A 25,894-nucleotide genomic window follows, 5' to 3' on the forward strand; every position below is an offset into this window, starting at 1 on the left:
TTGGTGCTCACGGTGTCACTTCCGGTCGGAGGCGGTGGGGTCGAGGGCGTCGCGCAGGGCGTCCCCGAACAGGTTGAAGCCGAGGCAGATGACGGCGATGGCGATGCCGGGGACGACCGCGGCCCACGGCGCCTGGCCGAGGTACTGCTGGGCGTCCGAGAGCATGATGCCGAGGCTCGGCGTGGGCGGCTGGATGCCGAGCCCGAGGAAGGACAGCAGCGCCTCGCCGATCACGGCGACCGGCATGATCACCGTCGCCTGCACGATGATCGCCGACACGCAGTTCGGCAGCACGTGCTGGGCGATGATGCGGGCGCCACCGGCGTCGAGGGTCTTCGCGCTCGTGACGAAGTCGGCACTCGTGATGCGGAGCGTCTCACCGCGGACGATGCGGATCATCGCCGGGACGTGCGAGACGCCGATCGCGATGACCGCGTTCGACAGGCTCGGGCCGCTGATGGCGGCGAGGCCGACCGCGATGATGAGGAACGGGAACGCGAGGGCCACGTCGGTCAGGCGGGAGATGACCGCGTCGAGCCACTTCCAGTACCCGGCGAGCAGGCCGAGCGGCGTGCCGATGACGACGGACACCAGGACGGACAGCGCGCCGACGATCAGCGAGACCTGCACGCCGTAGAGCGTGCGGGACAGGATGTCGCGCCCCAGGTCGTCGGTGCCGAGGCCGAACCCGACCGTGAACGGCACCTGGAACGGCAGGTCGAAGTGCGTCTCGGTGGGGTCGTGCGGGGCGACGAGCGGTGCGGTGAGCGCCGCGAGGACGACGACCGCGAGCATGATGCCCCCGGTCATGCCGAGGCGGTTCGATCGGACCTGCCGCCAGACACGGCCGCGGCTGGAGCCGAGGTCGAACGCGGCGGCTTCGGTCGGGGTGAGCGTGGTCACTTGGTCCCTCCCACGCGGATCTTCGGGTTGATGACGGAGTAGAGCACGTCGACGGCGAAGTTGATGAGCACGTAGCCGAGCGTGATGACGAGGACGACGGCCTGGATCACCGGGTAGTCCCGGGTGAACACCGAGTCGAGCGTGAGCTTGCCGAAGCCGGGCAGCGCGAAGATGCGCTCGGTGACGACGGCGCCCGAGATGAGCCCGCCGAGCTGCAGCCCGACGATGGTGACGACCACGATCATCGAGTTCCGCAGGCCGTACCGGAACAGCACCCGACCGCGGGAGAGCCCCTTGGCCCGGGCGGTCCGGACGAAGTCGGTCTTCATCGTCTCGATCATCGACGCCCGGGTCTGCCGCATGATCACGGCTGCCAGGGACGTGCCGAGGATCACGGCCGGGAGCGTCAGGTGGTACAGCGCGCTCAGCGGGTTCGTCGTCATCGGGACGTAGCCCGAGGCGGGGAACCACCCGAGGCCGGCCGCGAGCCACACGATCGCCAGGATCCCGAGCCAGAAGTTCGGCACCGAGAGCCCGACGAGCGCCGCGGCGTTCGCCATCCACTCGGGCCAGCGGCCGCGGTACCGCTCGGCCAGGGTGCCGAGGGCGACGCCGACCAGCACCGCGACGACGATCGCGTACAGCGCCAGCCACAGCGTGACCGGGAGCGTCGCGCCGAGGAGCTCGGTGACGGGGGTGCCGGTGCGGGTCGAGCGGCCGAGGTCGCCCTGCAGCGCGTTGACGACGAACCGCCAGTACTGCACGACGATCGAGTCGTCGAGGCCGAGCGAGGCGCGGACCGCGGCGAGGCGGGCGGGGCTCGCTTCCTCACCGGCCAGGGCGAGCGCCGGGTCGCCCGGCAGCTGCCGGACGCCGACGAACACCACGATCGACGCGAGCACGAGGGTGAGCGCCGCCTGCCACAGGCGGGTCGTCACGTAGCGGATCACTTGTCGGTCCCTTCCACGAACGCGGCCTGGCTGAGCCGGACCACGCCGTCCGCGTACGTCGAGACGCCCGCGACGTCGTTCCGGAGACCGGTGATGCTCCGGGTCCGGTAGAGGTAGATGATCGGGTCGTCGCGCTGCACCAGCTCGGTCATCTGCCCGTACAGGTCGGCACGCTCCTGCTCGTCGGTCGCCTGCGCGGCGCGGTCGATCAGGTCGTCGACCTCGGGGTTGCTGTACCCGGCGTAGTTGTTGCCGCCGCCGGTCGCCAGGAACCCGCCGATGTTGCCGTGCGGGTCCACGCGGCCCGACCAACCGAGCTGCAGCGCCTGGAAGTCGCCACGGGTCTGGTCGTCGAGCAGCGTCGTGTACTCCACCGGGGTGATCGTGATCGCGAAGCCACCGGCACGGGCCTGCGCCTGCAGGGCCTGGGCGAACCGGACCGTGTCGGGGGTGTTCGTCACCTCCATGTCGATCGGGAACGGCTGCTGCACGCCGGCCTTCCGCAGGATCTCCTTCGCGGCGTCCGGGTCGTACGCGGGGCACGCCTTGCTGGCGTCGCTCGCGAAGATGCTCGTGTCCGGCACCGGGGAGCAGGCGACGTCCGCCCAGCCGTGGAACACGCTCTGCACGAGCTCGGCGCGGTTGATCGACATCGACAGCGCTCGTCGCACGTCCGCACGCTTCGCCAGCGGGGTGTCGATCTGCCGCGGGTCGGTGCCGACGCCGTCCTGGTTGCCGATGTTCACCGTGATGCCCTGGTACCCGAGCGACCCGGTGCGCAGGACGGTCAGGTCCTTCCGCTTCCGCAGGTCGTCGACGTCCTGGGTGGAGATCGTGTCCGCCACCTGCACGTCCCCGGACTTCAGGTTCGCCGCACGGATGCTGGCGTCGGTGATGATCCGGTAGGTGATCGTGTCGAAGTGGGCGCTCGCCGTGTCGTAGTACTCCGGGTCGCGCTCGACCTGGATCGAGGTCTGCGGCACCCGCTTGACGAACTTGTACGGGCCGACGCACACCGGGGCGTCCCCGAACCCGTCGCCTTCCTCCTGGAGCGCGGTCGGTGACATCACCATGCCCGCGCGGTCGGCGAGCGCCGCCGTGATCGGTGCGAACGGGGTGTCGTAGTGCAGCCGGACGGTGTGGTCGTCCACCGCGGTGACGTCCGACACCGGCCCCATCTCGCTCTTCCGGCTTGAGTCGGCTTTGGTGAGGTTCCGCTCGAGCGTCGTGACCACGGCCGCCGCGTCGAACGGGGTGCCGTCGGCGAACCGGACGCCGGTCTTGACGGGGAACGTGACCGTCTTCCCGCCGTCGGACACCGTCGGCAGCGCCGTCGCGAGCATCGGCACGATCGCGCCCTCGTCGTCGATGTCGTACAGCTTCTGGCACATCGTCTCCATGACGTACCGGGTGTACAGCGACGACGAGGTCGTGGGGTCGAGACGGTCCGGCTCCGCGGAGAGGGCCATCACGAGGTCGCCGCCCTCGCGGACCTGGCGGTCGCCGATCGGTGCGGTGGTGACGGTGCCGGCGGTCGTGCCACCGGCCTTCGAGCGTTGGACGGGCACGCACGCGGTCAGGGCGAGCGTGGCGGCGATGACGACCGCGGGCAGGGCGAGGAGCGTGCGGCGGCGACGGGGACTGATCGGGGACATGGGGTTCCTGATGCGGTGTGTGGCGTGGCGTTCCTCGTGGGATCGCGCTCAGGAGCGGGGTTGATTGCATACAATCACGGATGAGGGCCCCCGTTTGTGCACAATCTGTTTCGATCGTGTAAAACCATCGCCCCCGATACGGCCACCTCGAACGCGGTCCCGACTGAGCGCGCATGCGCGCGTCGTGTCTCCGGAACGCCGGGAGCACACGGACCCGCGTCGCGCAACGCCCCCGGACCGGGGGATACCCCAGGCGCGCCCGGCCTGCGACCCTTGACCGTCGAGCTGTACAGGGACCGCTCGACACAGGACACGCACCGCGCTGGCGCTCGGCCGCCCGCGGTGGGCCTCACCACGAGCAGGGACGACCACCACATGATCAGGGCACGAGCACGCTTCGCCGCGGCCGTCACCGCCGTCGCGATCGCGGCCGCGGGACTCGTCGCGGTCGCCGCACCGGCACACGCAGCGACCACCTACACCGGCTCCGCACCGGCGGGCACCTGGCTGCGCGCCGGCGACCAGGTGACCTCCCCGAACGGGCAGTTCCGCCTGGTGATGCAGGGCGACGGCAACCTCGTCGAGTACGGCATCGGCAACGTGGTGCTCTGGGCGTCGAACACCCCGAACCAGTACGGGGCCGCCACGGTCGTCCAGAAGGAGGGGCCGCTGTCGATCATCAAGGACGGCAAGCTGGTGGCGCAGTGGGGCCCGAAGAGCTCCCCGACGAAGGCCCTGACCGTCAGCGGTGACGGCAGCCTGCGCCTGCTCGACACCGCCGGCAAGACCACGTGGAAGCTCGACACGTTCCAGAACCGGGTCCCCGCCGGCACGACGATCCTGCCCGGCACCGTCCTGCGATCCGGTTCCGGCCGGCAGCAGACGTTCACGATGCAGGCCGACGGCAACCTCGTGCAGTACGTCGGGACCGCTGCCGCGTGGTCGTCCAAGACCTTCCGGCACCCCGGCGCGACCGCCGCGGTGCAGGCCGACGGCAACCTGGTGGTCTACCCGAAGGGCGGCGGCAAGGCGCTCTGGGCGTCGAACACGTCCCGCAAGGGCGGCGGAGCACTGCTGGTGCAGCTCGACGGCAACGTCGTCCTCTACGGCAAGGCGGACACCCGGTCCTGGTCGACGAAGAAGGTCACCGGACTGCAGTGGCCGGTCGCCGGCACCACGATCACCGGGCGCTACGGCGACGACCGCGGCGCGGGACACGTGCCGCGCTACCACCAGGGCACGGACTCGCCGGTGAAGGTCGGCACGCCGGTCTACGCCTCCGGTGCCGGTCGCGTGACGACGGTGGTGCGCAACAACGCCAGCTACGGCAACTACGTCATCGTGACCTACGGCCTGACCACGGTGCTGACGGCGCACATGAGCTCGATCGCCGTGACCAAGGACCAGGTCGTCTCGCTGGGCACGCAGCTCGGCAAGTCCGGCAACACCGGGCAGTCGACCGGCCCGCACGTCCACGTCGAGACGCGCGTGAACGGGACACTCAAGGACCCGCTGACGATCCTCGCGTTCCGCTGACGCCGGCCCGCCGAGCCCCGGCCGTAGGGTGGTGGGGATGTCACGCCCCACCGCCGAGGACGTCCTCGTCGCGTTCGCCCGGACGCCCGCGGACGTCGGTGCCGCACGCCGCGTCGCCCGCCGCTTCGCGGACCTGGACCCGGGGGAGCGATCGGCACTGCTCTGGAGCGAGGACCCCGGTGGCCGGCTCGTCGCCGTCGTGCTGCTCCTGCAGGCGGCCCGCGAACGGCAGGCCGCACGCCGGACTCCGGATCCCGACCTGACCGACGAGTACCTGTCCGCACTCCGGGCCGAGCGGATCGACGACCCGGCGCTGGTCGACCTGGCCGCCGAGGACCTGGTCGGCGCCCCGCTGCTCGGCGGCTCGACCGGGCCGCTGTTCGCGCTCGCGAAGTCCGACGTGGCGCTCGTCCGTCGGGCCGCGGTGGTGGCGACCCTGGCGTTCGCGAAGCAGGGCGACGCCGAGGTCCCGCTCGCCGTCGTCGGTCGACTGGTCCGGGAGCGCGGCGACCTCGTGCAGTCCGCCCTCGGCTGGGTGCTGCGCGAGACCGGCAAGCGGGCGTCCGAGGCCGAGCTGATCGGGTTCCTGGAACGCCAGGGCCGGTTCCTCAGTCGTGCGGCGCTGGAGACCGCGACCGAGCACCTGCCGCCGGCCGAACGGGACCGATTGCGCGGCTGACCAGTCGTTGATCCCGGTCGCGCCGAACACAGCGCACCGGTCTCCGACAGGATGGTCGGAACACGACAGGAGCTCATCGGTGCACTCTCACGGCGGCATGCTCGGGACCTTCGCCCTCATCGCCCTCACCGTGGCGGGCGCGGTGTACATCGTCGGCGCGGCCGGACAGCGGCGACGCGGTCACGCCGCCTGGCCCCTGGCCCGCACGGTCTCCTGGATCGCCGGACTGCTCGCCGTCGCCGCGGTCCTGGTCGGTCCGCTCGGCCACGCCGGAGGCCACGACCTCACCACGCACGTCCTCGGGCACGTCGTCATCGGCATGGTCGCCCCGGTGCTGCTGGTGCTCGGCTCGCCGGTGACGCTCGCCCGCCGCACGCTCGAGCCCGTCCCGCTGCAGCGCCTCGGTCGGCTGGCCGGCAACCCGCTCACCCGGGCGCTCGCGTTCCCGGTGGTCGCCGCCGTCCTCGCCGTCGGCGGCTCCTGGCTGCTCTACACCGGCACCACCGCGGCCGACTCGACCCGCGACCCGGCGCTGCACTCGGTCGTGATGATCGGGTTCCTGCTCGCCGGCCTGCTGCTGACCGCGGGCGTGGTCGGCGTCTCGGCCGGCATCCGCCGCACCCCGCGCTGGCTGCGCGTGACCGTCGTCGTGCTGTCGACCGCGGTCCTCTGCGTCGAGGCCGCGCTGATGGGCGCCTCCGGTGTGCCCGGGATCCCCGCCGACCAGGTGCCGTCGGCCTCGGCCGCCCTGTGGATCGGCGCGGTCCTGTACGCGGTCGCGCTCGGCGTCGTCATCGCCGGCGAACGGGCGCGCGACGAGCGGACCGCACACGACGAGCAGGTGGCCGCTGACGTCCGGGAGGCCCGCCCCGCGCCCGCAGCACCCGTCACTTCCGACGCGGCGAGCTGAGCGCACCCCGAGGCGTCCGCTCCGTCGGCGTGTCCGTTCCCCTGCGGCGGCGTGTCCGGCGCGTTCGCTGCCCTCTCGCAGCGCTGAGCGACCCACGCTGGGAAGTCCGCACGAGGCGGAGGCGTACCGATGGGACGACGCGTGCCGGGCCTCCCGTCCGGCCGCGACCGCGACGAGAGGAGCGCACGCATGCGCGCACTGACCTGGCAGGGCACCGAGAAGGTGTCCGTCGAGACCGTTCCCGACCCGACCATCCAGGAGCCCACGGACGCGATCGTCCGGATCACCTCCACGGCGATCTGCGGCTCCGACCTGCACCTGTACCGCGTCCTCGGCCCGTACATCGACAAGGGCGACGTCCTGGGCCACGAGCCGATGGGCATCGTCGAGGAGGTCGGCTCGGCCGTCACGAACCTCAAGGTCGGCGACCGCGTCGTCGTCCCCTTCAACATCTCCTGCGGCCACTGCTACATGTGCAAGCGCGGGCTGCAGTCCCAGTGCGAGACCACCCAGGTGACCGCGTACGGCAGCGGCGCCGCACTGTTCGGCTACACGAAGATGTACGGCCAGGTCCCCGGCGGCCAGGCCGAGTACCTCCGCGTGCCGCACGCCGACTACGGCCCCATCAAGGTGCCCGACACCGGCGCCGACGACCAGTGGCTGTTCATGAGCGACATCCTGCCGACCGCGTGGCAGGCCGTGCAGTACGCGGACGTGCCCGAGGGCGGGACGCTCGCGGTCCTCGGCCTCGGCCCGGTCGGGCAGTTCGCCGCCCGCATCGGCAAGCACCTCGGCTACCGCGTGCTCGCCGTCGAGCCGGAGCAGGTCCGTCGTGACCTCGCGGCGAAGTACGACATCGAGACGTTCGACCTGTCGAAGGACCTCGTCGCGGAGCTCGTCGACCTGACCGACGGCCGTGGCCCCGACGCCGTCGTCGACGGGGTCGGCATGGAGGCGCACGGCAACCCCGTCGCCGGGTTCGCCCAGCGTGCCGCCGGTCTGCTGCCCGACAAGCTCGCGCAGAAGGCCATCGAGACGGCCGGTGTCGACCGGCTCGACGCCGTGCACACCGCGATCGACCTGGTCCGCCGCGGTGGCACCGTCTCGCTGAGCGGTGTCTACGGCGGCATGGCCGACCCGATGCCGATGATGACGATGTTCGACAAGCAGATCACCATCCGCGAGGGCCAGTGCAACGTGAAGCGCTGGATCGACGACATCATGCCGCTCGTCGAGGACCCGTCCGACCCGCTCGGCACCCTCGACCTGACGACCCACCGGGTGTCGCTCGAGGACGCCCCGCACATGTACGAGGTCTTCCAGAAGAAGGAGGACGACTGCATCAAGGTCGTCCTCGACCCGGCACTCGCCGCCTCCTCCGCAGCATGACCCGCATCGTCGTCGTCGGCGCCACCGGGAACGTCGGGACCGCGCTGCTCCGCCGCTTCCGGGACGCCGGCGCCGACGTGGTCGGTGTCGCCCGCCGCCAGCCCGACCTGCGCGCCCAGCCGTACGACAGTGCGCTCTGGCACACGGTCGACGTCGGTGCCCCGGACGCCATCGACCGGCTGACCGCCGTGTTCCGCGGAGCCGACGCCGTCGTGCACCTGGCGTGGGCGCTGCAGCCGACGCACGACATCCCGGCGCAGCACCGCACCGACGTCCGGGGCACCGCGAACGTCCTGGCCGCCGTCGCCGCCGCGGGCGTGCCGCAGGTCGTCGTCGCGTCCTCGGTCGGCACCTACCGCGGGGTCGACGCCGACGGCAAGCGCACCCCGGTGGACGAGTCCTGGCCGACCGACGGCATCCCGACCGCCACCTACTCGATCCACAAGGCCGAGAACGAGCGGGCGATGGACGTCTTCGAGCGCGAGCACCCGGACGTCGTCGTGACCCGGCTGCGCCCCGGGCTGGTCTTCCAGCGGGACGCCGCCGCCGAGATCCGCGGGCTGTTCCTCGGACACCTGGTGCCGATGCGGATCGTGCGCTGGATCCGCTGGGCCGTCCTGCCGCTGCCGTACCCGTTCGTGTTCCAGGCCGTGCACGCCGACGACCTGGCCGACGCCTACTGGCGGGCGATCGACCGGAAGGCCGCGGGAGCGTTCAACATCGCCGCTGCCCCCGTGCTCACGCCACCGCGGATGGCGCGGGTCTTCGGGATGCTCGGCGCGGTCCGCGTGCCGCTCGGCCTGGTGCGCGGCCTCGTCACGCTGACCTGGCGGCTGCGCCTGCAGCCGACCGACGCCGGCTGGGTGGACATCGCCGCCGGGGTGCCGATCATGCGCACCGACCGGGCGCGCGAGGTCCTCGGGTGGGAGGCCCGACACAGTGCCGAGGACGCCATGCGTGACCTCGTGGCCGGGTTCGCCGACGAGCACGGCGTGCCGGCGTCGCCGCCGCTGCGCGGCTGAGGTCGGGCGGCCGGGTCCGCTGAAGAGCGGACTGGCGTGGCCCTCTGCGGCGGGTGAGGATACGAGTCAGTTGCAGTACGCAACTGTCTTGTGCTTCACCGACAGAGGAGTCGACATGCAGAAGTCCATCGCGGCCGCCGCCGTGGCCACCGTCATCGCCGCCGGCCTGTTCGCCGCCGCCCCCGCTTCGGCGCTCACCGCGTCGACCCGCGTGGTCGGCGGCGAGAAGGCCCCGGCGACGGCGTCGATCGTCCAGCTCCAGGCGACGGGCGGCACGATCCCCGCCGGCTACGCCAGCTCGTGCACCGGCGAGCAGATCTCCGCGTCCTGGGTCCTCACCGCCCGGCACTGCATCGACGGCATCGGGGCGATGAACGTCTACCACTCGAACTCGACGGTGAACCGCGGCACCCCGGTCGCCGTCGACCGGATCAGCGCCGCCCCCACCGGTGACGTCGCCCTGGTGCACCTGCGCACCGCGTACGCGCTGTCCTCGTACACGCCGCTGGACCTGGCCGCGACCGCGAAGTCGAGCGGCACCGGCACCATCCAGGGCTACGGCCTCCGCGCGAACGCCGTGCAGTCCGACGGGCTGTACCAGGCGTCCGTGTCCCTGACCGGGGCGAGCACGGACGCGTTCGGCGGTCGGGCGCAGCACGTGACCGGTGTCTCGGGAGCCTCGAACCACGGCGACTCCGGCGGGCCGCTCATCGTCAACGGCAAGGTCGTCGGCGTGTGCTCCACCGGTGACAGCGCCGACCCGGGGGCGAACACCCGTGCCGGGTCGAACTACGCGCTGCTCGCGCAGGCGTCCTCGTGGATCCGGAGCACGGCGGGCATCTGATCCTCTGCCGGACCTCCTGGGAACGACACCGAGCGGGAACGCGGGTTCACGGCGTCGATGTGTCCACCCAGGAGGTCCGACGCAGCTCGGCGTCGCGTGCGCAGGGCCGGCGTGAGCCGGATGGACTGCTCGATCGCGACCCGGACCATCGTCACCGGCTCGACGCTCGTCTCCCGGTCATCTGCGGCGGCTCCTGATGATGGTCACGGCGACGATCACAGCAGCCAACACTGCGACGATCGCCGTGGGGATCGGTTCGAAACCCACGCCGGTGAATGCGGCAGTCAACGTGTCCTCTCGGTGAGCGTGTCGGTGTGCGCTCCCCAGGAACGGTACCCCGACGCCGCTGCTGTCCGGCGGCGGGGTCAGTCCGGGGCGTCCGCCGGTGCAGGGCCGGCCGTCGCGGCCTGCTCGAACAGGCCGGTCGCCAGGTCGTTGAGGACCGCGTGCAGGTCCCCGCGGTGGCCGGAGTCGACGGCGCGGAGCATGGCGGCGTAGCGCTCCCGGTAGTCCGCGACCACGGCCTCGCCCGCCGAACTAAGGCGCAGGAGCGACCCTCGTCGGTCGGACGGGTTCGGTGTGCGCTCGAGGAGTCCCGCCGTCGAGAGTCGGTCGACCATGTTCGTCACCGCGCCGGAGGTCAGGCCGAGGAACCCGGCGACCTCGGTGGGGGTGGAGTAGCCGGTGTCGCTGATGAGCACGAGCGCGCGGAGGCCGCTCTCGTGCACGCCGGCGCGGGCGCTGAGCTGCCCCACCAGGCTCGCGTTGGCGCGCACGACGGCGTCGAACGCGGCCATCAGGTCCGTCGCGTCCTTCTCGTCTCGCGTGCTCACCAGTCGTTCTCCAGATCTCTCTCGTTGCGGGAGGTTACCGGTCCGAGGCGTGCCTGCCGGACGTGGATGCGCCTCCAGTCCGTCGTGTCCCCCGCTCTGGGGGCCACACGGCGGTTCCATCTTGTTGAACCGGTGACTATCTTAATCATTGAGCAATCGGCCAGACGGAGATTGCGAACCAGACCCCCACGAACATCGAGGTACCCCGTGTCCAACCAGCTCCGCACCTCCCCGCTGAAGCGCATCCGTTTCGCACCCGTGGCGCTCCTCGCGGGCATCTTCGCCGCCGTGCTCCTCTCCCTCTCGCTCACCGGCACCCTCTCCGGGTTCGCCGCGAGCATCACCAACAGCAGCAACACCGCTGCCAGCGGCACGCTGATCATGCAGGAGCAGAACGCCAACGCGTCGGTCACCTGCCTCAGCACCGACGGCGGCTCGGTCTCCACCAACGCCGCGACCTGCTCCACCATCAACAAGTTCGGTGGCAGCACGACGATGACCCCGGGCAACACGGTCAACACCCCGATCACCATCAAGAACACCGGCACCGCAGCCGCCAGCACCTTCACCCTGACCCCGGGCGCCGCCTGCACGCAGAGCGCGAACGGCACGTCGAACGGCACCGCGACCGACCTGTGCGCGAAGATGAACCTCGTCGTCACCTCGGGCTCCACCACCGTCTTCTCCGGCACCCTCGCCAGCTTCAAGGGCGGCGCCGCGATCACCCTGCCGACCGCTCCCGCCGCCGGTGCGAGCGTCCCCTTCAACTTCGCGGTCACCCTCGACTCCTCGGCCGGCAACACCTACCAGGGCCTCGCCGCCTCGGTGCCGATGACCTGGACCTTCACCGCCTGATCCGCAGCACCCCAGACCGGCGACGCTCGACCGACCCCCCTACGGTCGAGCGTCGCCAATCCCCGTGACCACGACCGACCAGGACGGAGCAGCACATGAGCCTCACCTCGGCCATCCCGCTCAGCGGTACCCTCCCGCGGCCGCTCCTCGGCGGCCGTGCGATCAGCCGCTCCGAGACCGTCCTCGCCTGGTCGGTCGCCACGATCGCGGCACTGCTCCTCACCGCCGCCGTCCTCTTCCTCACCAACGGCGGCCGCTGGTTCGTCGTCGAGACCCCGTCGATGGGCGAAGCCGCACCCGTCGGCACACTCGTGCTCGACATGCCGGTGCAGGCGTCGTCCCTCCGGATCGGCGACATCGTGTCCTACCAGACGCCCGCGAACCCCGACGTCACCTACACGCACCGCATCGTCGCGATCGACCCCGACGGCGGCATCCACGCCCGCGGTGACGTGAACGGTGCCGAGGACCCGTGGACGCTCACCCAGGAGAACCTGGTCGGCGCCCCGGTCCTGCTCGTCCCGCACCTGGGCTGGCTCTTCCGGGCGGCTCCGATCCTCCTGATCGGCACGCTCCTGATCTGGGCACTGACCAGCGCCTTCACCGACCGGATCACCCGTGGCAGCCTGCGCATCGCGGGCAGCGCGCTCACCGTGGCGTACGCCGCGTTCCTGCTCAAGCCGTTCGTCAACGTCACCACGATCTCGAACACGTCCGCGAAGGGCACCGTCGAGGCGACCGTGGTCTCCTCCGGCATGTTCCCCGTCCGCATCGACGCGGTCGGTGGCAACACCGTGCACCTGGTCGACGGCGAGGTCGGTCGGGTCACCATCCACGAACTCTCCCACCACGGGCAGTACCAGCTGATGTCGAACATCGACCTGGACCCGATGGGCTGGGCCGCGCTCATCGCCGCCTGCCTGCTGCCGCTGCTGTTCTGCATGGCGATCGGCCGCGTCGAGGCGGTGCGTGCCGCGTGAACCTGCACCGACTCCGTGACGGCAAGGTGGTCGCCGTCCTGCTCGTCGTCGCACTCGCCGTCGTCATCGTGCTCAACCAGTTCGCGCCGACCCGGTCCGCGTTCAGCGCGAAGGTGACCAACGGCTCGAACAGCGCCGGCACCGCCAGCTACTTCACCTGCGCGAGCGCCGTCGACGTGGACAACGCCAACGCACTGTTCACCTACCAGCTCACCGAGGCCAGCAACGCGAAGACCGCCGTCGACGACTCCGGCAAGGCCGCGAACGGCACGTACCAGGGGTCGATGACCACGGCGACGACCACCCCCAAGGCCTGCCCGCGGGACACCGGCGGTGCGTACGTGCTGGACGGGTCGTCGAGCTTCGTCTCCACGCCGACGATGTACCGCAACCCGACCACCTTCAGCGAGGAGGTCTGGTTCCGGACCACGGTCGCCGGCGGCCTGCTCATCGGGTTCGGCAGCAACCAGGTCTCCGTCTCGGGGCAGCACGACCGCCAGGTGTACCTCAACACCAGCGGGCAGCTCGTCTTCGGCACGTACAACAACACCACGCAGGTCGTCACGTCGCCCAAGGCGTACAGCGACGGAGCCTGGCACCACGTCGTCGCGACGATGTCCCCCTCGACGGGCATGCGGCTCTACGCCGACGGGGCCTTGGTCGCGTCGAACACCGCCTTCACCACCCCGGAGAACGCGACCGGGTACTTCCGCGTCGGCTACGACACGATCACCGGGTGGCCGGGCGCGGGCAACTACTACTACGCCGGCTCGATGCGGTTCGCCGCCGTGTACAGCTCGGTGCTCTCCGCGACACAGGTCGCGAACCACTACAACGCCGGGCGCTGAGGCGGGCCGCGGTCTTCCGCCAGGCCGTGGCGGTTCTCCGTAGATCGGCTGGCATGTCCATGGTGACCTGCCTGGTCCGGGCGAAGATCGCTGTGGCGTCCGGTACGAGGCCGGGTGCCGAGGGGAGATCCGTGGTGTCGTTGCGCGCAGAAGTGAAGAACGCCGCGTTCGTGCGGTCGATCAAGCTCCGGGGGTACCGCCGGATCGGCGGGCAGGGATGGGGGAAGCCGGTCGGGTCGATCACGCGCACCCTGGGGTGGACGCGGAGCGGGTTCAACGAGTACATCCAATGGGGACTGGTCAACGAGCAAGTGTCGTCGATCATCTGGGAACCGGGGTACGGCAGCAGTGTCGCGTGGTCGTTCATGAGCGGAGTCCTGCGGGACAGCGGTGCGGGTCCGGGCCGGATCCTCTCAGCGATCCTCGGCGACGAACTCGGCGAGATGGACCTCGCGGAGCTGTCGAACGGCATCGGGAACGCGCTCTCAAGCGCCGATGACCTCATGGCACGCTTCGACTCGCTGGAAGCAGTGCGGGACGTCCTGCTGGCGCACGACGACGACGACTTCACCGTTCCTTGGGGCCATCCGGGCGGTCCTGTGCAACGTGTGTTCTACGCGGCAGCCTGCGAGGTCGTCGCGAGTGAGCGACCGGATGAGGAACTCGTCCGGTCGTCGATCGCGACCCTCCGGGGCCGCGGCTACCCGGAGGCATCAGGGCGCGCGAAGCGCCTCGAAACCGCGTTCCTGCGGAAGGTCGGCCAGAGCGCCTCGGTGCTCGACGGATAGGCGTTCCACACGCCGGCGACCGAGCGGATCCCATCACCAGATCGGCACCTCGTCGGTGCCGCGCGCCAGACTGGGGGCATGGCACGGAAGACCGGCGTCACGGCGCCCCGCATCACGCTGACCGAACCGACGGACCTGGAGGACTGGACGCCCGGCCCCGGCGACGTCCTGACCGGCGACCGCATCGAGGGCAAGCGCATCGGCTTCCTCGACCTGTCCGGTGAGCGCCTGCCCGACCTGGAGGTCGAGGAGTGCGTCATCGAGACCCTCCGCGCCGGCGACGCCGAACTCCGTGGCTTCCGGATCCGCGACAGCGTGGTGGAGGTCCTCGATGCCCCTGTGCTCCGCGCCGTCAGCGGTGCCTGGCGGGAGGTCCGGATCGCCGGTGGCCGGGTCGGCTCGGCCGAACTGCACGACAGCTCGCTCGCCAGCGTCGAGTTCGTCGGCCTGAAGCTCGGGTTCGTCAACCTCCGCGCCTCGACGCTCACCGACGTCGTGTTCCGCGACTGCGTCATCGACGAGATCGACATCGCGGACGCCCGACTGCTGCGGGTGTCGTTCCCGGGCAGCACCGTCCGGGAGTTCGCGGGCACGAACACCCGCATCGAGGACGTCGACCTGCGGGGCGCCGACCTCGACCGACTCGAGCGGCTGGACGGTCTGCGCGGTGCGACGATCGGCGGCGAGCAGCTGTTCACGCTCGCCCCGCTGCTGGCCGCCCAGGCTGGCTACCGGGTCGAGTGACCGACGCACTCGCGCCCACCGACCTGCTCGGGCAGTGGGTGCTCGAGCGGACCGTGCACGACCGGCTGGCCGACCTGCGCGGCACCGTCACCGGCACGACCGAGCTCACGACGGTCGACGACGACACCGTGCGCTGGCACGAGGCCGGCACGATGGTCCTCGGCGAGCGCACGACCCCGGTGTGGCGGACACTGACGGTCCGACGCGCTCTTGCCGGTGACGGCCCGGATGACCCGGCCGACCGGTGGCGGGTCTGCTTCGCCGACGGCCGTCCGTTCCACGACTGGGTGTGGGGCATGCAGGTCGAGCACGCCTGCGCCCCCGACGACTACACCGGTCTGCTCGCCGGGACACCCGAGCGGTGGACCGTCCGCTGGCACGCACGGGGCCCGGCGAAGGACCTGCTCCTCGCGAGCACGCTCACGCCGACGGGGTGACGGCCGGTCGGGACGCGATCGCGCGGTGCCCGCTCGGAGGTGCATACTGGTCTCGTCATCCGACCCGGCAGTGGGGCTTGCCGGACCCAACCTCGACGTCCGTCGACAACAGTCCCTATCTCAGCTGGTCGCGTTCTGACGCGCCTGAGGTAGGGAGAGCCATGTCCGAACCCGTGGGGGTCGACCCCGACATCGACGACGCGTCGCTGTCGCCGGCCACGTCCGCGACACCGCGGCCGGTGCACCTGCGCTGGCGGTACCTCGGCCTCGTGGCGGTCGGCGGTACGATCGGCACCGCCGCGCGCGAAGCGATCAGCACGGCGTTCCCGGCGCAGCAGGGGGTGTCGTGGGCGGTCTTCTGGATCAACGTCTCCGGTGCACTCCTGCTGGGGCTGCTGCTCGAGCACCTCGCCCGTCGGGGCGCTGATGCGGGCCATCGCCGTACGGTGCGGCTCCTGCTCGGTACCGGAGTCCTCGGCGGCTTCACCACGTACAGCACCCTCGCGACGAGCACAGCGGTCCTGTTCCGCGACGGCCGCGGCCTCGACGGGACCGGGTACGCGCTGCTGACCGTGCTCTCCGGTGCCGTCGCGACCGGTGTCGGCATCGCCGTCGCCGGCCGGATCCGGTCGAACGGAGCGCGGGCATGAGCGCGGTGGTCTTCCTCGGCGTCGCGGCTGCCGGCGGCCTCGGTGCGGCGCTGCGCTTCTTCCTGGACGGGGCGGTCAACCGTGGGCGGGAGTTCCGGATCCCGGTCGGGACGCTGACGATCAACGTCACCGGTTCGTTCCTCCTGGGCATCGTGACCGGCGCCGCCGGGCACCTCGGTGTCGTGCCGGTCGCGGTCCTCGGCACCGGGCTCCTGGGCGGCTACACGACGTTCAGCACCGCCAGCTTCGAGACCGTCCGCCTGGCCCGCAGCGGCCGCACCACGGCCGCCGCGGTCAACGGGCTCGGGATGCTCGTGGTGTCGGTGGCCGCTGCTGCCGCGGGTGTCGCGCTCGGCACCCTCACCTGACCGGGAGGGGCGCATCGACTGCCTCCGCTGCGCACCCCAGGACCGCGGCCGCGACGTCCGCCTGCAGCAGGTCGCCGTGCACGGCCGCCCCGGTCTGCGACCCCGCCGCTGCCGCGACGACCACGGTGTGCATCGCGTTCGCCGCGTTGCCCGCCGCGTACACGCCGGGCACGTCGGTCCGTCCGACCGCGTCGACCGCCAGCACCCGGCCGATCACCGTGCCGTTGACCTCCTGGTCAACCGGTGTCAGCCCGAGTCCGGCGGCCCACTCGACCCGGGCCTCGACCCGGCTCGCAGCCGCCAGGGCATCGAGTCCGACGATCGTCCCGTCGGCGAGCTCCACTCCGGACAGCGCGTCGCCGTCGGAGCGCACACGGACGATCGGGGTCCGGACCACCCGGATGTCGCGGGCTGCGAAACCGGCCAGCACGGTGTCGTCGAGCAGGTCGGGATCCGCCACGAACGCCGTGACGTCGTCGCTCAGCGCGCGGAACAGCTGTACCTGGTGCGCGGCCGCCGCCATCGTGACGAGGACCCCGATCCGGCGGTCGCGGACCTCCCACCCGTGGCAGAACGGGCAGTGCACGACCCCGCGGCCCCACTGCTCCGCCAGCCCCGGGACGTCGGGCAGGACGTCGACCGCCCCGCCGGCCACGACCACACGGCGGGCAGCGACGACCTCGCCGGATGACAGGGTCAGTCGGAAGCCGACCGGGTCGTCGGCGGTCGCGGGTGTGGCGGACGCGGCCACGATCCTCCCGTCCGTCACGGTGACCCCGTAGCGGGCGACCTCCTGGCGCCCGATCCGGACCAGCTCGCGGGGTGCGGTGCCCTCCTGGCCCAGCAGGTTGTGGACGCCCTCGGCGGGTGCGTTGCGGGGCTCACCCGCGTCGACGACCAGGACGGAGCGGCGCGAGCGCCCGAGGATGAGGGCGGCGGACAGGCCGGCGGGACCGCCGCCGACGACGATGACGTCGAAGTGTTGAGACATGCGGTGATCCTCGGTCGCCCGTGACCGACGTGGCAAGTGCTGTTGCCGGTGTGGCAAGATCGGCCACATGACATCCGGCCGGGAGGCACGCCCCACCGAACCGACGACGGCCGACGTCGTCGACGCGGTCGGCCCGCGCCTGCGGGCGCTCCGCACCCGACGCGACGTCACCCTTGCGGCACTCGCGGAGCGGACCGGGATCTCGATCAGCACCCTGTCGCGCCTGGAGTCGGGGCAGCGGAAGCCCACCCTGGAACTGCTGCTGCCGCTGGCACGCGCGTACCAGGTGCCGCTCGACGATCTGGTCGGGGCGCCGGCGACCGGGGACCCGCGGGTGCACCTCAAGCCGGAGCGACACGGCCGCCGCGTGGTGATCCCGCTGACGAAGCGGACCGGGGGAGTGCGGTCGTTCAAGCAGCTCATCGAACCGAACGACCACGGCTCGGACACGACGCTGAAGACGCACGAGGGCTACGAGTGGCTCTACGTGCTCTCGGGTCGGCTCCGACTGGCGCTCGGCGACGAGGTGTTCGACCTCGGCCCGGGTGAGGTCGCCGAGTTCGACACCCACACCCCGCACTGGGTCGGCAACGTCTCGGACCAGGTGACCGAGGTGCTCTGCCTGTACGGGCCGCAGGGGGAGCGGGCGCACGTGCGGTCGAAGCCAGCCTGAACGGCGCCCGCAGAACGCAACATCGGCGACGAACCACAACGCGATCGCGTTGCGTCTCGCCGCCGACGTTGCGTCTTGCGGTCAGGCGACGGCCGCGCGGTACCGCTCGAGCACCTCGGGGTGCGGGTCCGCCGGGATCGACGTCGTGGGGATCGACCAGCCGGGGAGCTCCCCGGTGACGACCCACGCCGCCTGTCGTGCAGCACCCGCGGCGACGTACTCGCCGGGTTCGGGCACCAGGACCTCGCGGCCGAAGACCTGCGCCGCGACGACGCGGACGGCCTCGTTCTGCGCGGCCCCACCGATGAGCAGCAGTCGCTCCACGATGACACCGGTGCGCTCCACCGCGGCCAGTCCGTCGGCGAGGGCGCAGAGCATGCCCTCCACCGCGGCACGGGCCAGGTGTGCCCGGTCCGTCGTGCCGGGCGTCATGCCGAGCAGTGATGCGGTGGCGTCCGGCCGGTTCGGGGTGCGCTCACCGACGAAGTACGGCACCAGGACGAGCCCGTCGGCGCCGGCCGGAGCGTGCAGCGCCAGCCGACCGAGTTCGGCGTGGTCGACACCGAGCAGGCCGCCGATCACCTCGAGCACCCGCGCCGCGTTCAGCGTGGTGACGATCGGCAGGCGGGAGCCCGTGGCGTCGGCGAACCCAGCGACGGTGCCGGACGGGTCCGCGATCGCGGTGTCGGTCACGCCGAACACGGTGCCGCTCGTGCCGAGGGACACCGCGACGTCGCCGGCGGCCAGGCCGAGTCCGAGCGCGGCGCCGGCGTTGTCCCCGGCGCCCGCCGTGACGACGAGCCCACGGGAGGCCCGTGCACCGCCCGGCAGGTCGACGTCCTGCTCGAGGGTCCCCATCGCCTCGGCCGGCTCCACCACGCGCGGCACGACGACCGCGTCCCCGTCGTCGCCGGTCTCGGCGACCCGGAGCGGGCGGCCGAGCGCGAGCTCGAACAGCTCCGCGTCGTACTCGCGGCGTGCCGGGTCCCAGTAGGCGGTGCCGCTGGCGTCGGAGCCGTCGGTCGCGAGCGCGTCCAGGTCCGGGCCGAGCGGGCTCTCGTCCGCCGGGCCGTAGCCGCGGAGGCGCCAGGACAGCCAGTCGTGCGGCAGCGCGACGGCGGCCGCGCGGGCCGCGTGCGAGGGCTCGGCGTCGCGGAGCCAGCGCAGCTTCGTGGCGGTGAACGAGGCCACCGGGACCAGACCCGTGCGGGCGACCCATGCCTCCCGGCCGAGTTCCTCGACCATCTCGGCAGCGGCGGCCGCACTGCGGACGTCGTTCCAGAGCAGGGCCGGGCGGATCACGCGACCGCCGGCGTCGAGCACGACCATGCCGTGCTGCTGCCCGCCGATGCCGATCGCGGCGACGTCGTCCAGGCCGCCGGCGTCGGCGACCGCGGTGCCGAGGGCGTCCCACCAGGCGGCGGGGTCGACTTCGGTGCCGTCGGGGTGCGTGGCACGGCCGGAGCGGACGACCTCGCCGGTCGAGGCGCGGCGGACGACGACCTTGCAGGACTGCGTGGACGAGTCGACCCCGGCGACGAGGAGGTCCTCGTCACCGGGGTCGGTCGCGCTGGAGGCGAGATCAGCCACGAGCGCCCATGAGGTGCTCGACGGCGAGCTGCTGCAGTCGGACGAAGCCGAAGCCCTTGCCGCCGAAGTAGGCGTCGGTGTCGAAGCCCTCGTACGCCGAGGTGTCGGCGAGGAGCGCGTCGTAGCTCTCGCCCGGGTTCAGCGTCGGCTTGGCGAGCTCGGAGACCTTGGCTGCCTCGAGCGCTGCCTGGACCTCGGGGTCGGCGCGGAAGGCCTGCGCGCGCTCCTTGAGGAGCAGGTACATGCGCATGTTCGCGGCGGCCGAGTCCCAGACGCCCGTGATGTCCTCGGTGCGGGACGGCTTGTAGTCGAAGTGACGGGGGCCGTCGTAGGCGCGGCCACCCTGCGGGGCACCGTGCTCGAGCAGGTCGACGAGCGAGAACGCGTTCTGCAGGTCGCCGTGACCGAAGACGAGGTCCTGGTCGTACTTGATGCCGCGCTGACCGTTGAGGTCGATGTGGAAGAGCTTGCCCGAGTACAGCGCCTGGGCGATGCCGGCCGTGAAGTTCAGACCTGCCATCTGCTCGTGGCCGACCTCGGGGTTCACACCGAAGAGCTCGGGGCGCTCGAGGGTGTCGATGAACGCGATCGCGTGGCCGAGCGTCGGAAGCAGGATGTCGCCGCGGGGCTCGTTCGGCTTGGGCTCGATGGCGAACTTGATGCCGTAGCCCTTGTCGGTGACGTACTGGGCGAGCAGGTTCACGGCCTCGCGGTAGCGCTCGAGCGCAGCCTGGACGTCCTTGGCGGCGTCGTACTCGGCGCCTTCACGGCCACCCCACATGACGAACGTCTCGGCGCCGAGCTCGGCGGCGAGGTCGACGTTGCGGAGCACCTTGCGGAGGGCGAAGCGGCGGACGTCGCGGTCGTTCGAGGTGAAGCCGCCGTCCTTGAAGACCGGGGCGGAGAAGAGGTTCGTGGTCACCATCGGGACGACGACGCCGGTCGACTCGAGCGCGCCCTTGAGGCGGTCGATCTGGGTCTGCCGCTCGGCGTCGGTCGAGCCGAACGCGAAGAGGTCGTCGTCGTGGAAGGTGAGGCCGTAGGCGCCGAGCTCGTCGAGCTTCTCGACCGCCTCGACCACGTCGAGCTGGGGGCGCGTCGGGCCGCCGAAGGGGTCCGAGCCGTTGTAACCGATGGTCCAGAGACCGAAGGAGAACTTGTCGTCGCGGGTGGGCTGCACTGCCATGGGGGTCTGCCGATCGTCGTCGAGCGGATTTGTTGTCAGCGAGAACATATCCCGTCCATCCGGCGTCCGCAACCCCCGTCCGCGCCTCCGACGCTGTGAGGACGGTCATCGGATGGCCACCCGCTGTTCGACCCGACGCCGCGAACCGGACGAGCGCGCGGGGCGGTCCGTTCACCCCGCGCGCGGAGGCTCCTGCCGGTACCGCGTCCGCCACGACGCCGGGACCGCATCCGCCATGACGAAGGAGCCCCGATGAGCCGGCCGAAGCCCGAGCAGCACGCACCCGACGTCACCCTGGGCGCGGCACCGCCGCTCGCTCCCGGCGCCACGCACCCCGCCGCCGTCCGACACGGCGTCAGCCGCCGGACGGTGCTGCTCGGCGGTGCGGCCGCCATCGCCGCGGGTGTCGCCGCCGGGTCACTGACGGGAGGCCCGTCCTCCGACACCGCGCAGGCCGCGGCTCCGCGACACGGTCGGCACCGGTCGATCAAGGACGTCCAGCACGTCGTCGTGCTCATGCAGGAGAACCGATCGTTCGACCACTACTACGGCACCTTCCCCGGCGTCCGCGGCTTCGGCGACAAGCAGGCCGTCGAACTGCCCGGCGGCACCGACGTCTTCGCCCAGCCCGACCCCACCCGCACCGACGGCGGCGTCCTGCTGCCGTTCCCGCTCGACTCCGCGAACCACGACGCCCAGAACGCCGGCGGCCTCGACCACTCGTGGGGCGGCGGACACACCGCGTGGAACGGCGGCGCGTGGAACCGCTGGGTCACCGCGAAGAGCGGGCAGACGATGGGCTACTTCACCGGCGAGGACCTGCCGTTCCACCACGCGCTGGCCTCGGCGTTCACCGTCGCCGACCACTACCACGCGTCGCTCATCGGACCGACGACCCCGAACCGGCTGTTCCAGTGGTCCGGCACGATCAACCCGCAGGGCGGACTCGGCGGCCCGGCGACCGACAACCCCGACGACTACCTGCCCGTCTACCACTGGACGACCTACCCGGAGCGGCTGCAGCAGGCCGGGGTGACGTGGAAGACCTACGCGAACGCCGAGGTCGGCGACGACGGCACCCACCCCTACGTCGGCGACTACGGCGACAACCCGCTCTGGCTGTTCCAGCAGTACCACGACGCCCTGGCCTCGAAGGACCCCGCGGTGCACGACCTGGCCGACCGCGGTGGGCTGCACGACGGGTGGCTGCCGGACTCAGGCAAGGGCCTGGACGTGCAGCACCTGCTCAGCGACTTCGGTCGGGACGCCGCCGCGAACACGCTGCCCGCCGTCTCGTTCGTCGTCGCGCCCTACGGCTGGAGCGAACACCCCGCCGCGAGCCCCGACTACGGCGCCCACTACACGAACGCGGTGATCCAGGCGCTGATGAGCAACCCGGACACCTGGGCCAGCACCGTCCTGCTCATCAACTACGACGAGAACGACGGCTACTTCGACCACGTGCTGCCGCCGCTCGCCGAACCCGGGACCCCCGACGAGTACGTCGCGGGGCTGCCGGTCGGCTACGGCACCCGCGTCCCGCTCACCGTCGTCTCGCCGTGGTCCCGCGGCGGATGGGTCGACTCGCAGGTGTTCGACCACACCTCGGTCATCCGCTTCCTCGAGACCTGGACCGGCGTCCACGAGCCGAACATCTCCGCCTGGCGCCGGACCATCTCCGGCGACCTGACCTCGTGCTTCGACTTCGCGAACCCGGACTTCTCGATCCCCACCCCGGCCGAGGTCCCGCCGCTCAGCGAGACGCAGAAGCTCGTCGCCGCGGCCGACGCCGACCGTGGCAAGCCGAAGGTCACCGAGCCCGCCGTCGGAGCCCAGCGTCGGCCGACGCAGGAGCCCGGCACCTCGACGCGGCACCGTTCCCTGCCCTACCGGCAGTCCGCGGACGTCTCCGTCGACCGGACCCGTGGCGTGGTGACCCTGACGATGCGGAACGACGGACGGCAGGGTGTCTCGCACCAGGTCTTCCCGAACACGGGGCTGCCGTTCGTGTCCAGCCCGCACACCGTCGCCGCCCGTTCGACCGCTGCCTACGAGTGGGACACCGCAGCGCACGACGGCGCCTACGACTTCAGCGTCTACGGCCCGGACCGCTTCCTCCGCCGGTTCGCCGGGAAGGTCGTCGCCGGCTCCGACCGGGACCTGGCACTGCCGGAGGTCACGGCGACGCCACGCACCGGTCGCGACGCCGGACTGCTCCTGCGACTCGGCAACGGCGGGCGGAAGCCGGTGCGGTTCACCCTCACCGCGAACGACTTCGTGGAGCACCACGAGACCGTCGTGCTCGCCGGACGGCACTCGGACGCGGTGCGGTGGCCCCTCGACGCGTGGGGCTACTACGACGTCGTGGTGACGGCCGACGACGGCACCGGGTTCCGGTACCGGTTCGCGGGGCGGGTGGAGTGACCCGGCGCGGGGTGGTGGCCATCAGGGATCAGGGCACGCCCATCGGATGAGTGAGCCACTTCTGACGCGAAGGCGCTCGGGCCGGGCTCATCAGAGACTTGGCAGGGGGGTGTGACGGCCAGCGAAGGTCGTAGTCGCGGAACCTCGTCCAGTTGATGTTCCGCTGCTGACTTGCTCCGACTCGTGTGTTCAGCCAGGCTGGGCAGGGGGTTCGGCAGTCGGATCCACTCGTCGTGGGGGCGAGGGCGAGGGCGAGGGGACGCTGATGACGTCAGTTCAATTCGATCGCCGACGCGCTTCTGCTGCAGACCCTCTCGCGCTGCATGCGGTGTTGCCGTGACGGGGCGTCGAACGATCCGTCGATCTGCCCTCGTTGCAGCACTTGCTGGAGCTGCACTCCTGCTCACGAGCTGTCACCAAGGACCTTCCATGGAACCGAGCGAAGCGAAGACCGCCATACGCACCGTCGTCGACCGCACGACTGCCGCCGTCGGCGGCAACTGGACGGTGCGGAGTGGTCCGGCGTTGAGCATGTGTCCGGGCTCTGCTGACGGCCGCGGCGTCACGTACAAGCTCATCCTCGACCGCGACGGAGCCGGGGACCGCGAGGCCGACCTCGCGGAGGTGCAGAAGTCGTGGGAGGCCGAGGGCATGACCACCCGGCGGTACGAGAGCAGGGGCGAGCACCCGATCACGAGCGTCATCGGCCACGGCGGGCCGACCACGTCCATCCAGCTGCTCACCCGCGAGGACGGGTACAGCCTGACCGGGGTGTCGGAGTGCGCCGACGGCGACTTCGACAAGATGGTGCTCGAGAACGACTTCTGAGATCGTCCTGCCAGCACCGGCACTCATCCACAGATCCGCTGCGCAGCCGCCGGCACCCCGACCCGCCCTGGGATACTCGGCACATGTCCATCGACCCCGCGGAACGGTCCGGCTCGCGCCCCACGCTCGAGGCCATCGCGCGCCGTGCGTCGGTGTCCCCGGCCACCGTGTCGAAGGTCCTGAACGGCCGCCCCGGCGTCTCCGGACCCACCCGGGAGCGCGTCGAACACCTGCTCGCCGCCTCCGGTTACGCCCAGCGCGACACCCCGCCCGGCCCCGGCTCGCTCGTCGAACTCGTCGTCGAGGACCTGTCCAGCGAATGGTCGATCGAGATCGTCCGCGGGGTCGAGTCCGTCGCCCGCGAGCACGGGTACGCCCTGTCGCTCTCCGCCCTCGGCCCGGACCACGCCGTCGGCGAGGACTGGATCACCGGCGTCCTGCACCGCCGACCCGCGGCGATCGTGCTGCAGTTCTCCGCGCTCACCGCGGGCCGTCGCGACCAGCTCCGTGCCCGCGGCATCCCGTTCACGGTCGTCGACCCGGTCGGCGACCCGCCCGCCGACGTCCCCGTCGTGGGCGCGACGAACACCGCCGGGGGAGCGGCCGCGACCCAGCACCTGCTGGACCTCGGCCACACCCGCATCGCGGCGATCGCCGGGCCGCTCGACATGGCCTGCGCGGTCGACCGGCTGGCCGGGCACCGTGCGGCGCTCGCCGCGGCCGGACTGGAGGCCCGCCACGCCGCCGCCACGCCCGTCCCCTCCGATGCGCCCGTCCCGTCCGGTGCGCCCGATCCGTCCGTCGTCGTCGCGCGGTTCAGCCGGGAGGACGGCGAACGCGCGGCCCGCGAGCTGCTGGCCGCCGACCCTCGGCCGACGGCGATCGTCACCGGCAACGACCTGCAGGCCCTCGGCGTGCTCGATGCCGCACGGTCGCTCGGGCTCCGGGTGCCGGAGGACCTGTCCGTCGTCGGCTTCGACGACGTCGCTCCCGCACGGTGGGCACGGCCCGCACTGACGACGATCCGGCAGCCCCTGCAGGAGATGGCGGAGCGGGCGACCCGGATGGCGCTGCGCCAGCACGCCGGCGTGGGTGCGGACGAGCACGCGGGTGACGCGCCGGGCGAGCCGGTCCGGGTCGAGCTCGCCACGACGCTCGTGGTCCGCGACTCGACGGCCGCACCCGCTGTCGGGACGGGGGACGAGCCTCCCGTCCGTGACCACGTGCTGGCCGACGAGCGCCGTGACGTGACCACCGTCGAGATCATCGGCGGGCCCGAGGCGCTGTGTGTCGGCCTGCACGAGTACGACCGGGCCTGGGCGGTGACGTTCACGGAGCACCGGGATCGGATCCTCCGCGCGGTCGGCGCGCTCGACGTGCGGGTCGAGCACATCGGGTCGACCTCGGTGCCGGGGCTCGCCGCCAAGCCGATCGTCGACCTGGTCGTCGTCGTGCCGGACGTCACGGACGAGTCCGCGTACCTCGAACCGCTGCTGGGCGCCGGGTACGAGCTGCGGGTCCGGGAACCCGGCCACCGGCTGGTGCGGACGCCGGCGCGGGACGTCCACGTGCACGTCTACGAACGTGGCGCGACCGCGGTCGAGGACTACCTGCTGCTGCGTGACCGGTTGCGGAGCGACCCGGACGACCGGGCGCTGTACGAGCAGACGAAGCGGGCGCTGCTCGGCGGGACATGGGACGACATGAACGACTACGCGGACGCGAAGACCGACGTGATCCGTGCCGTGATGGGGCGTGCACGGGCAGCGGCTGCGTTACCCGGGTAACGCCAGGTTCCTGCTGATTCGGCA

General features: G+C 71.8%; 25 protein-coding genes. 18 read left to right on the forward strand and 7 right to left on the reverse strand.

Features of this window, described 5'->3' with window-relative positions; translation table 11 throughout:
* Nucleotides 1-15: 15 nt before the first annotated feature.
* Genes DEI97_RS01285 through DEI97_RS01295 form a run of 3 tightly spaced genes read right to left on the reverse strand, consistent with a single transcriptional unit; the run spans nt 16 to nt 3,508 of the window.
* Nucleotides 16-903, reverse strand: a complete 888-nt coding sequence (locus DEI97_RS01285) for an ABC transporter permease (protein ID WP_111075149.1) — start codon at nt 901-903, stop codon at nt 16-18.
* On the reverse strand, nt 900-1,853 hold the full coding sequence (locus tag DEI97_RS01290; RefSeq protein ID WP_111075148.1) for an ABC transporter permease: 954 nt from the start codon (nt 1,851-1,853) through the stop codon (nt 900-902). The genes DEI97_RS01285 and DEI97_RS01290 overlap by 4 nt, the downstream gene beginning before the upstream one ends.
* Complete coding sequence (locus DEI97_RS01295) at nt 1,850-3,508, reverse strand: ABC transporter substrate-binding protein (protein WP_111075147.1); 1,659 nt, start codon at nt 3,506-3,508, stop codon at nt 1,850-1,852. Before DEI97_RS01295 ends, DEI97_RS01290 begins: the two co-directional genes overlap by 4 nt.
* A 375-nt stretch (nt 3,509-3,883) precedes the next feature.
* Between DEI97_RS01295 and DEI97_RS01300 the strand changes: the two genes are divergently transcribed.
* The 6 genes from DEI97_RS01300 to DEI97_RS01325 all read left to right on the forward strand — a co-directional run bounded on the left by DEI97_RS01300 (nt 3,884) and on the right by DEI97_RS01325 (nt 9,888).
* Nucleotides 3,884-5,044: a peptidoglycan DD-metalloendopeptidase family protein gene (locus tag DEI97_RS01300; RefSeq protein ID WP_111075146.1), complete on the forward strand. Its 1,161-nt coding sequence runs from the start codon at nt 3,884-3,886 to the stop codon at nt 5,042-5,044.
* 37 nt (nt 5,045-5,081) lie between these two features.
* A complete protein-coding gene (locus DEI97_RS01305; RefSeq protein WP_111075145.1) occupies nt 5,082-5,723 on the forward strand; it encodes a DNA alkylation repair protein in 642 nt (213 codons plus the stop codon).
* A 79-nt stretch (nt 5,724-5,802) separates the two neighbouring features.
* Nucleotides 5,803-6,633 (forward strand): cytochrome c oxidase assembly protein, encoded by an 831-nt coding sequence (locus DEI97_RS01310; protein ID WP_146248156.1) that lies wholly within the window; start codon nt 5,803-5,805, stop codon nt 6,631-6,633.
* A gap of 189 nt (nt 6,634-6,822) precedes the next feature.
* Nucleotides 6,823-8,022, forward strand: a complete 1,200-nt coding sequence (locus DEI97_RS01315) for a zinc-dependent alcohol dehydrogenase (RefSeq protein ID WP_111075278.1) — start codon at nt 6,823-6,825, stop codon at nt 8,020-8,022.
* On the forward strand, nt 8,019-9,044 hold the full coding sequence (locus DEI97_RS01320; protein WP_111075143.1) for an NAD-dependent epimerase/dehydratase family protein: 1,026 nt from the start codon (nt 8,019-8,021) through the stop codon (nt 9,042-9,044). The genes DEI97_RS01315 and DEI97_RS01320 overlap by 4 nt, the downstream gene beginning before the upstream one ends.
* Before the next feature lie 115 nt (nt 9,045-9,159).
* Nucleotides 9,160-9,888, forward strand: a complete 729-nt coding sequence (locus DEI97_RS01325; RefSeq protein WP_111075142.1) for a S1 family peptidase — start codon at nt 9,160-9,162, stop codon at nt 9,886-9,888.
* A 365-nt stretch (nt 9,889-10,253) separates the two neighbouring features.
* On the opposite strand, the gene DEI97_RS01330 is transcribed toward DEI97_RS01325, so the two are convergent.
* Nucleotides 10,254-10,721: a MarR family winged helix-turn-helix transcriptional regulator gene (locus DEI97_RS01330; protein ID WP_284158303.1), complete on the reverse strand. Its 468-nt coding sequence runs from the start codon at nt 10,719-10,721 to the stop codon at nt 10,254-10,256.
* A 207-nt stretch (nt 10,722-10,928) separates the two neighbouring features.
* On the opposite strand from DEI97_RS01330, the gene DEI97_RS01335 reads away from it, so the two are divergent.
* The 8 genes from DEI97_RS01335 (at nt 10,929) to DEI97_RS01370 (ending at nt 16,391) form a co-directional block, all read left to right on the forward strand.
* On the forward strand, nt 10,929-11,576 hold the full coding sequence (locus DEI97_RS01335) for a COG1361 family protein (RefSeq protein ID WP_111075140.1): 648 nt from the start codon (nt 10,929-10,931) through the stop codon (nt 11,574-11,576).
* Between the two features lie 95 nt (nt 11,577-11,671).
* Complete coding sequence (locus tag DEI97_RS01340) at nt 11,672-12,556, forward strand: S26 family signal peptidase (protein ID WP_111075139.1); 885 nt, start codon at nt 11,672-11,674, stop codon at nt 12,554-12,556.
* A complete protein-coding gene (locus tag DEI97_RS01345; protein ID WP_111075138.1) occupies nt 12,553-13,404 on the forward strand; it encodes a LamG domain-containing protein in 852 nt (283 codons plus the stop codon). Before DEI97_RS01340 ends, DEI97_RS01345 begins: the two co-directional genes overlap by 4 nt.
* Nucleotides 13,405-13,535: 131 nt before the next feature.
* Nucleotides 13,536-14,192 carry a hypothetical protein gene (locus tag DEI97_RS01350; RefSeq protein WP_181439274.1) on the forward strand — a complete coding sequence of 219 codons (657 nt, stop codon included), beginning with the start codon at nt 13,536-13,538 and terminating at the stop codon, nt 14,190-14,192.
* Nucleotides 14,193-14,270: 78 nt separating this feature from the next.
* Nucleotides 14,271-14,936 (forward strand): pentapeptide repeat-containing protein, encoded by a 666-nt coding sequence (locus DEI97_RS01355; protein WP_111075136.1) that lies wholly within the window; start codon nt 14,271-14,273, stop codon nt 14,934-14,936.
* A complete protein-coding gene (locus DEI97_RS01360; RefSeq protein ID WP_111075135.1) occupies nt 14,933-15,373 on the forward strand; it encodes a DUF6314 family protein in 441 nt (146 codons plus the stop codon). The genes DEI97_RS01355 and DEI97_RS01360 overlap by 4 nt, the downstream gene beginning before the upstream one ends.
* A gap of 161 nt (nt 15,374-15,534) precedes the next feature.
* On the forward strand, nt 15,535-16,023 hold the full coding sequence (locus tag DEI97_RS01365; RefSeq protein WP_181439273.1) for a fluoride efflux transporter FluC: 489 nt from the start codon (nt 15,535-15,537) through the stop codon (nt 16,021-16,023).
* Nucleotides 16,020-16,391 carry a fluoride efflux transporter FluC gene (locus tag DEI97_RS01370; RefSeq protein WP_111075134.1) on the forward strand — a complete coding sequence of 124 codons (372 nt, stop codon included), beginning with the start codon at nt 16,020-16,022 and terminating at the stop codon, nt 16,389-16,391. Before DEI97_RS01365 ends, DEI97_RS01370 begins: the two co-directional genes overlap by 4 nt.
* On the opposite strand, the gene DEI97_RS01375 is transcribed toward DEI97_RS01370, so the two are convergent.
* Nucleotides 16,384-17,382 (reverse strand): NAD(P)/FAD-dependent oxidoreductase, encoded by a 999-nt coding sequence (locus DEI97_RS01375; protein ID WP_111075133.1) that lies wholly within the window; start codon nt 17,380-17,382, stop codon nt 16,384-16,386. The two genes, DEI97_RS01370 and DEI97_RS01375, sit on opposite strands and share 8 nt — an antisense overlap.
* 67 nt (nt 17,383-17,449) lie before the next feature.
* Between DEI97_RS01375 and DEI97_RS01380 the strand changes: the two genes are divergently transcribed.
* Nucleotides 17,450-18,055, forward strand: coding sequence for a helix-turn-helix domain-containing protein (locus DEI97_RS01380; RefSeq protein ID WP_111075132.1), 606 nt, complete (start codon nt 17,450-17,452; stop codon nt 18,053-18,055).
* A gap of 81 nt (nt 18,056-18,136) precedes the next feature.
* Here DEI97_RS01380 and xylB read toward each other — a convergent pair whose 3' ends face one another.
* Together xylB and xylA are read right to left on the reverse strand one after the other, a co-directional pair.
* The gene (gene xylB, locus DEI97_RS01385) at nt 18,137-19,645 is read right to left on the reverse strand and encodes a xylulokinase (RefSeq protein ID WP_111075131.1); all 1,509 of its coding nucleotides are present in this window, start codon (nt 19,643-19,645) and stop codon (nt 18,137-18,139) included.
* The gene (gene xylA, locus DEI97_RS01390) at nt 19,638-20,831 is read right to left on the reverse strand and encodes a xylose isomerase (RefSeq protein ID WP_111075130.1); all 1,194 of its coding nucleotides are present in this window, start codon (nt 20,829-20,831) and stop codon (nt 19,638-19,640) included. The genes xylB and xylA overlap by 8 nt, the downstream gene beginning before the upstream one ends.
* 252 nt (nt 20,832-21,083) lie before the next feature.
* Between xylA and DEI97_RS01395 the strand changes: the two genes are divergently transcribed.
* The 3 genes from DEI97_RS01395 (at nt 21,084) to DEI97_RS17700 (ending at nt 25,870) form a co-directional block, all read left to right on the forward strand.
* On the forward strand, nt 21,084-23,255 hold the full coding sequence (locus tag DEI97_RS01395) for a phosphocholine-specific phospholipase C (RefSeq protein ID WP_111075129.1): 2,172 nt from the start codon (nt 21,084-21,086) through the stop codon (nt 23,253-23,255).
* 429 nt (nt 23,256-23,684) lie between these two features.
* Entirely contained in the window at nt 23,685-24,083 is a 399-nt protein-coding gene (locus tag DEI97_RS01400; RefSeq protein WP_111075128.1) for a hypothetical protein, read from the forward strand.
* An 83-nt stretch (nt 24,084-24,166) separates the two neighbouring features.
* Complete coding sequence (locus DEI97_RS17700) at nt 24,167-25,870, forward strand: GrpB family protein (RefSeq protein WP_111075127.1); 1,704 nt, start codon at nt 24,167-24,169, stop codon at nt 25,868-25,870.
* Nucleotides 25,871-25,894 lie beyond the last annotated feature (24 nt).

Source organism: Curtobacterium sp. MCLR17_032 (genome assembly GCF_003234795.2).
GTDB lineage: Bacteria > Actinomycetota > Actinomycetes > Actinomycetales > Microbacteriaceae > Curtobacterium.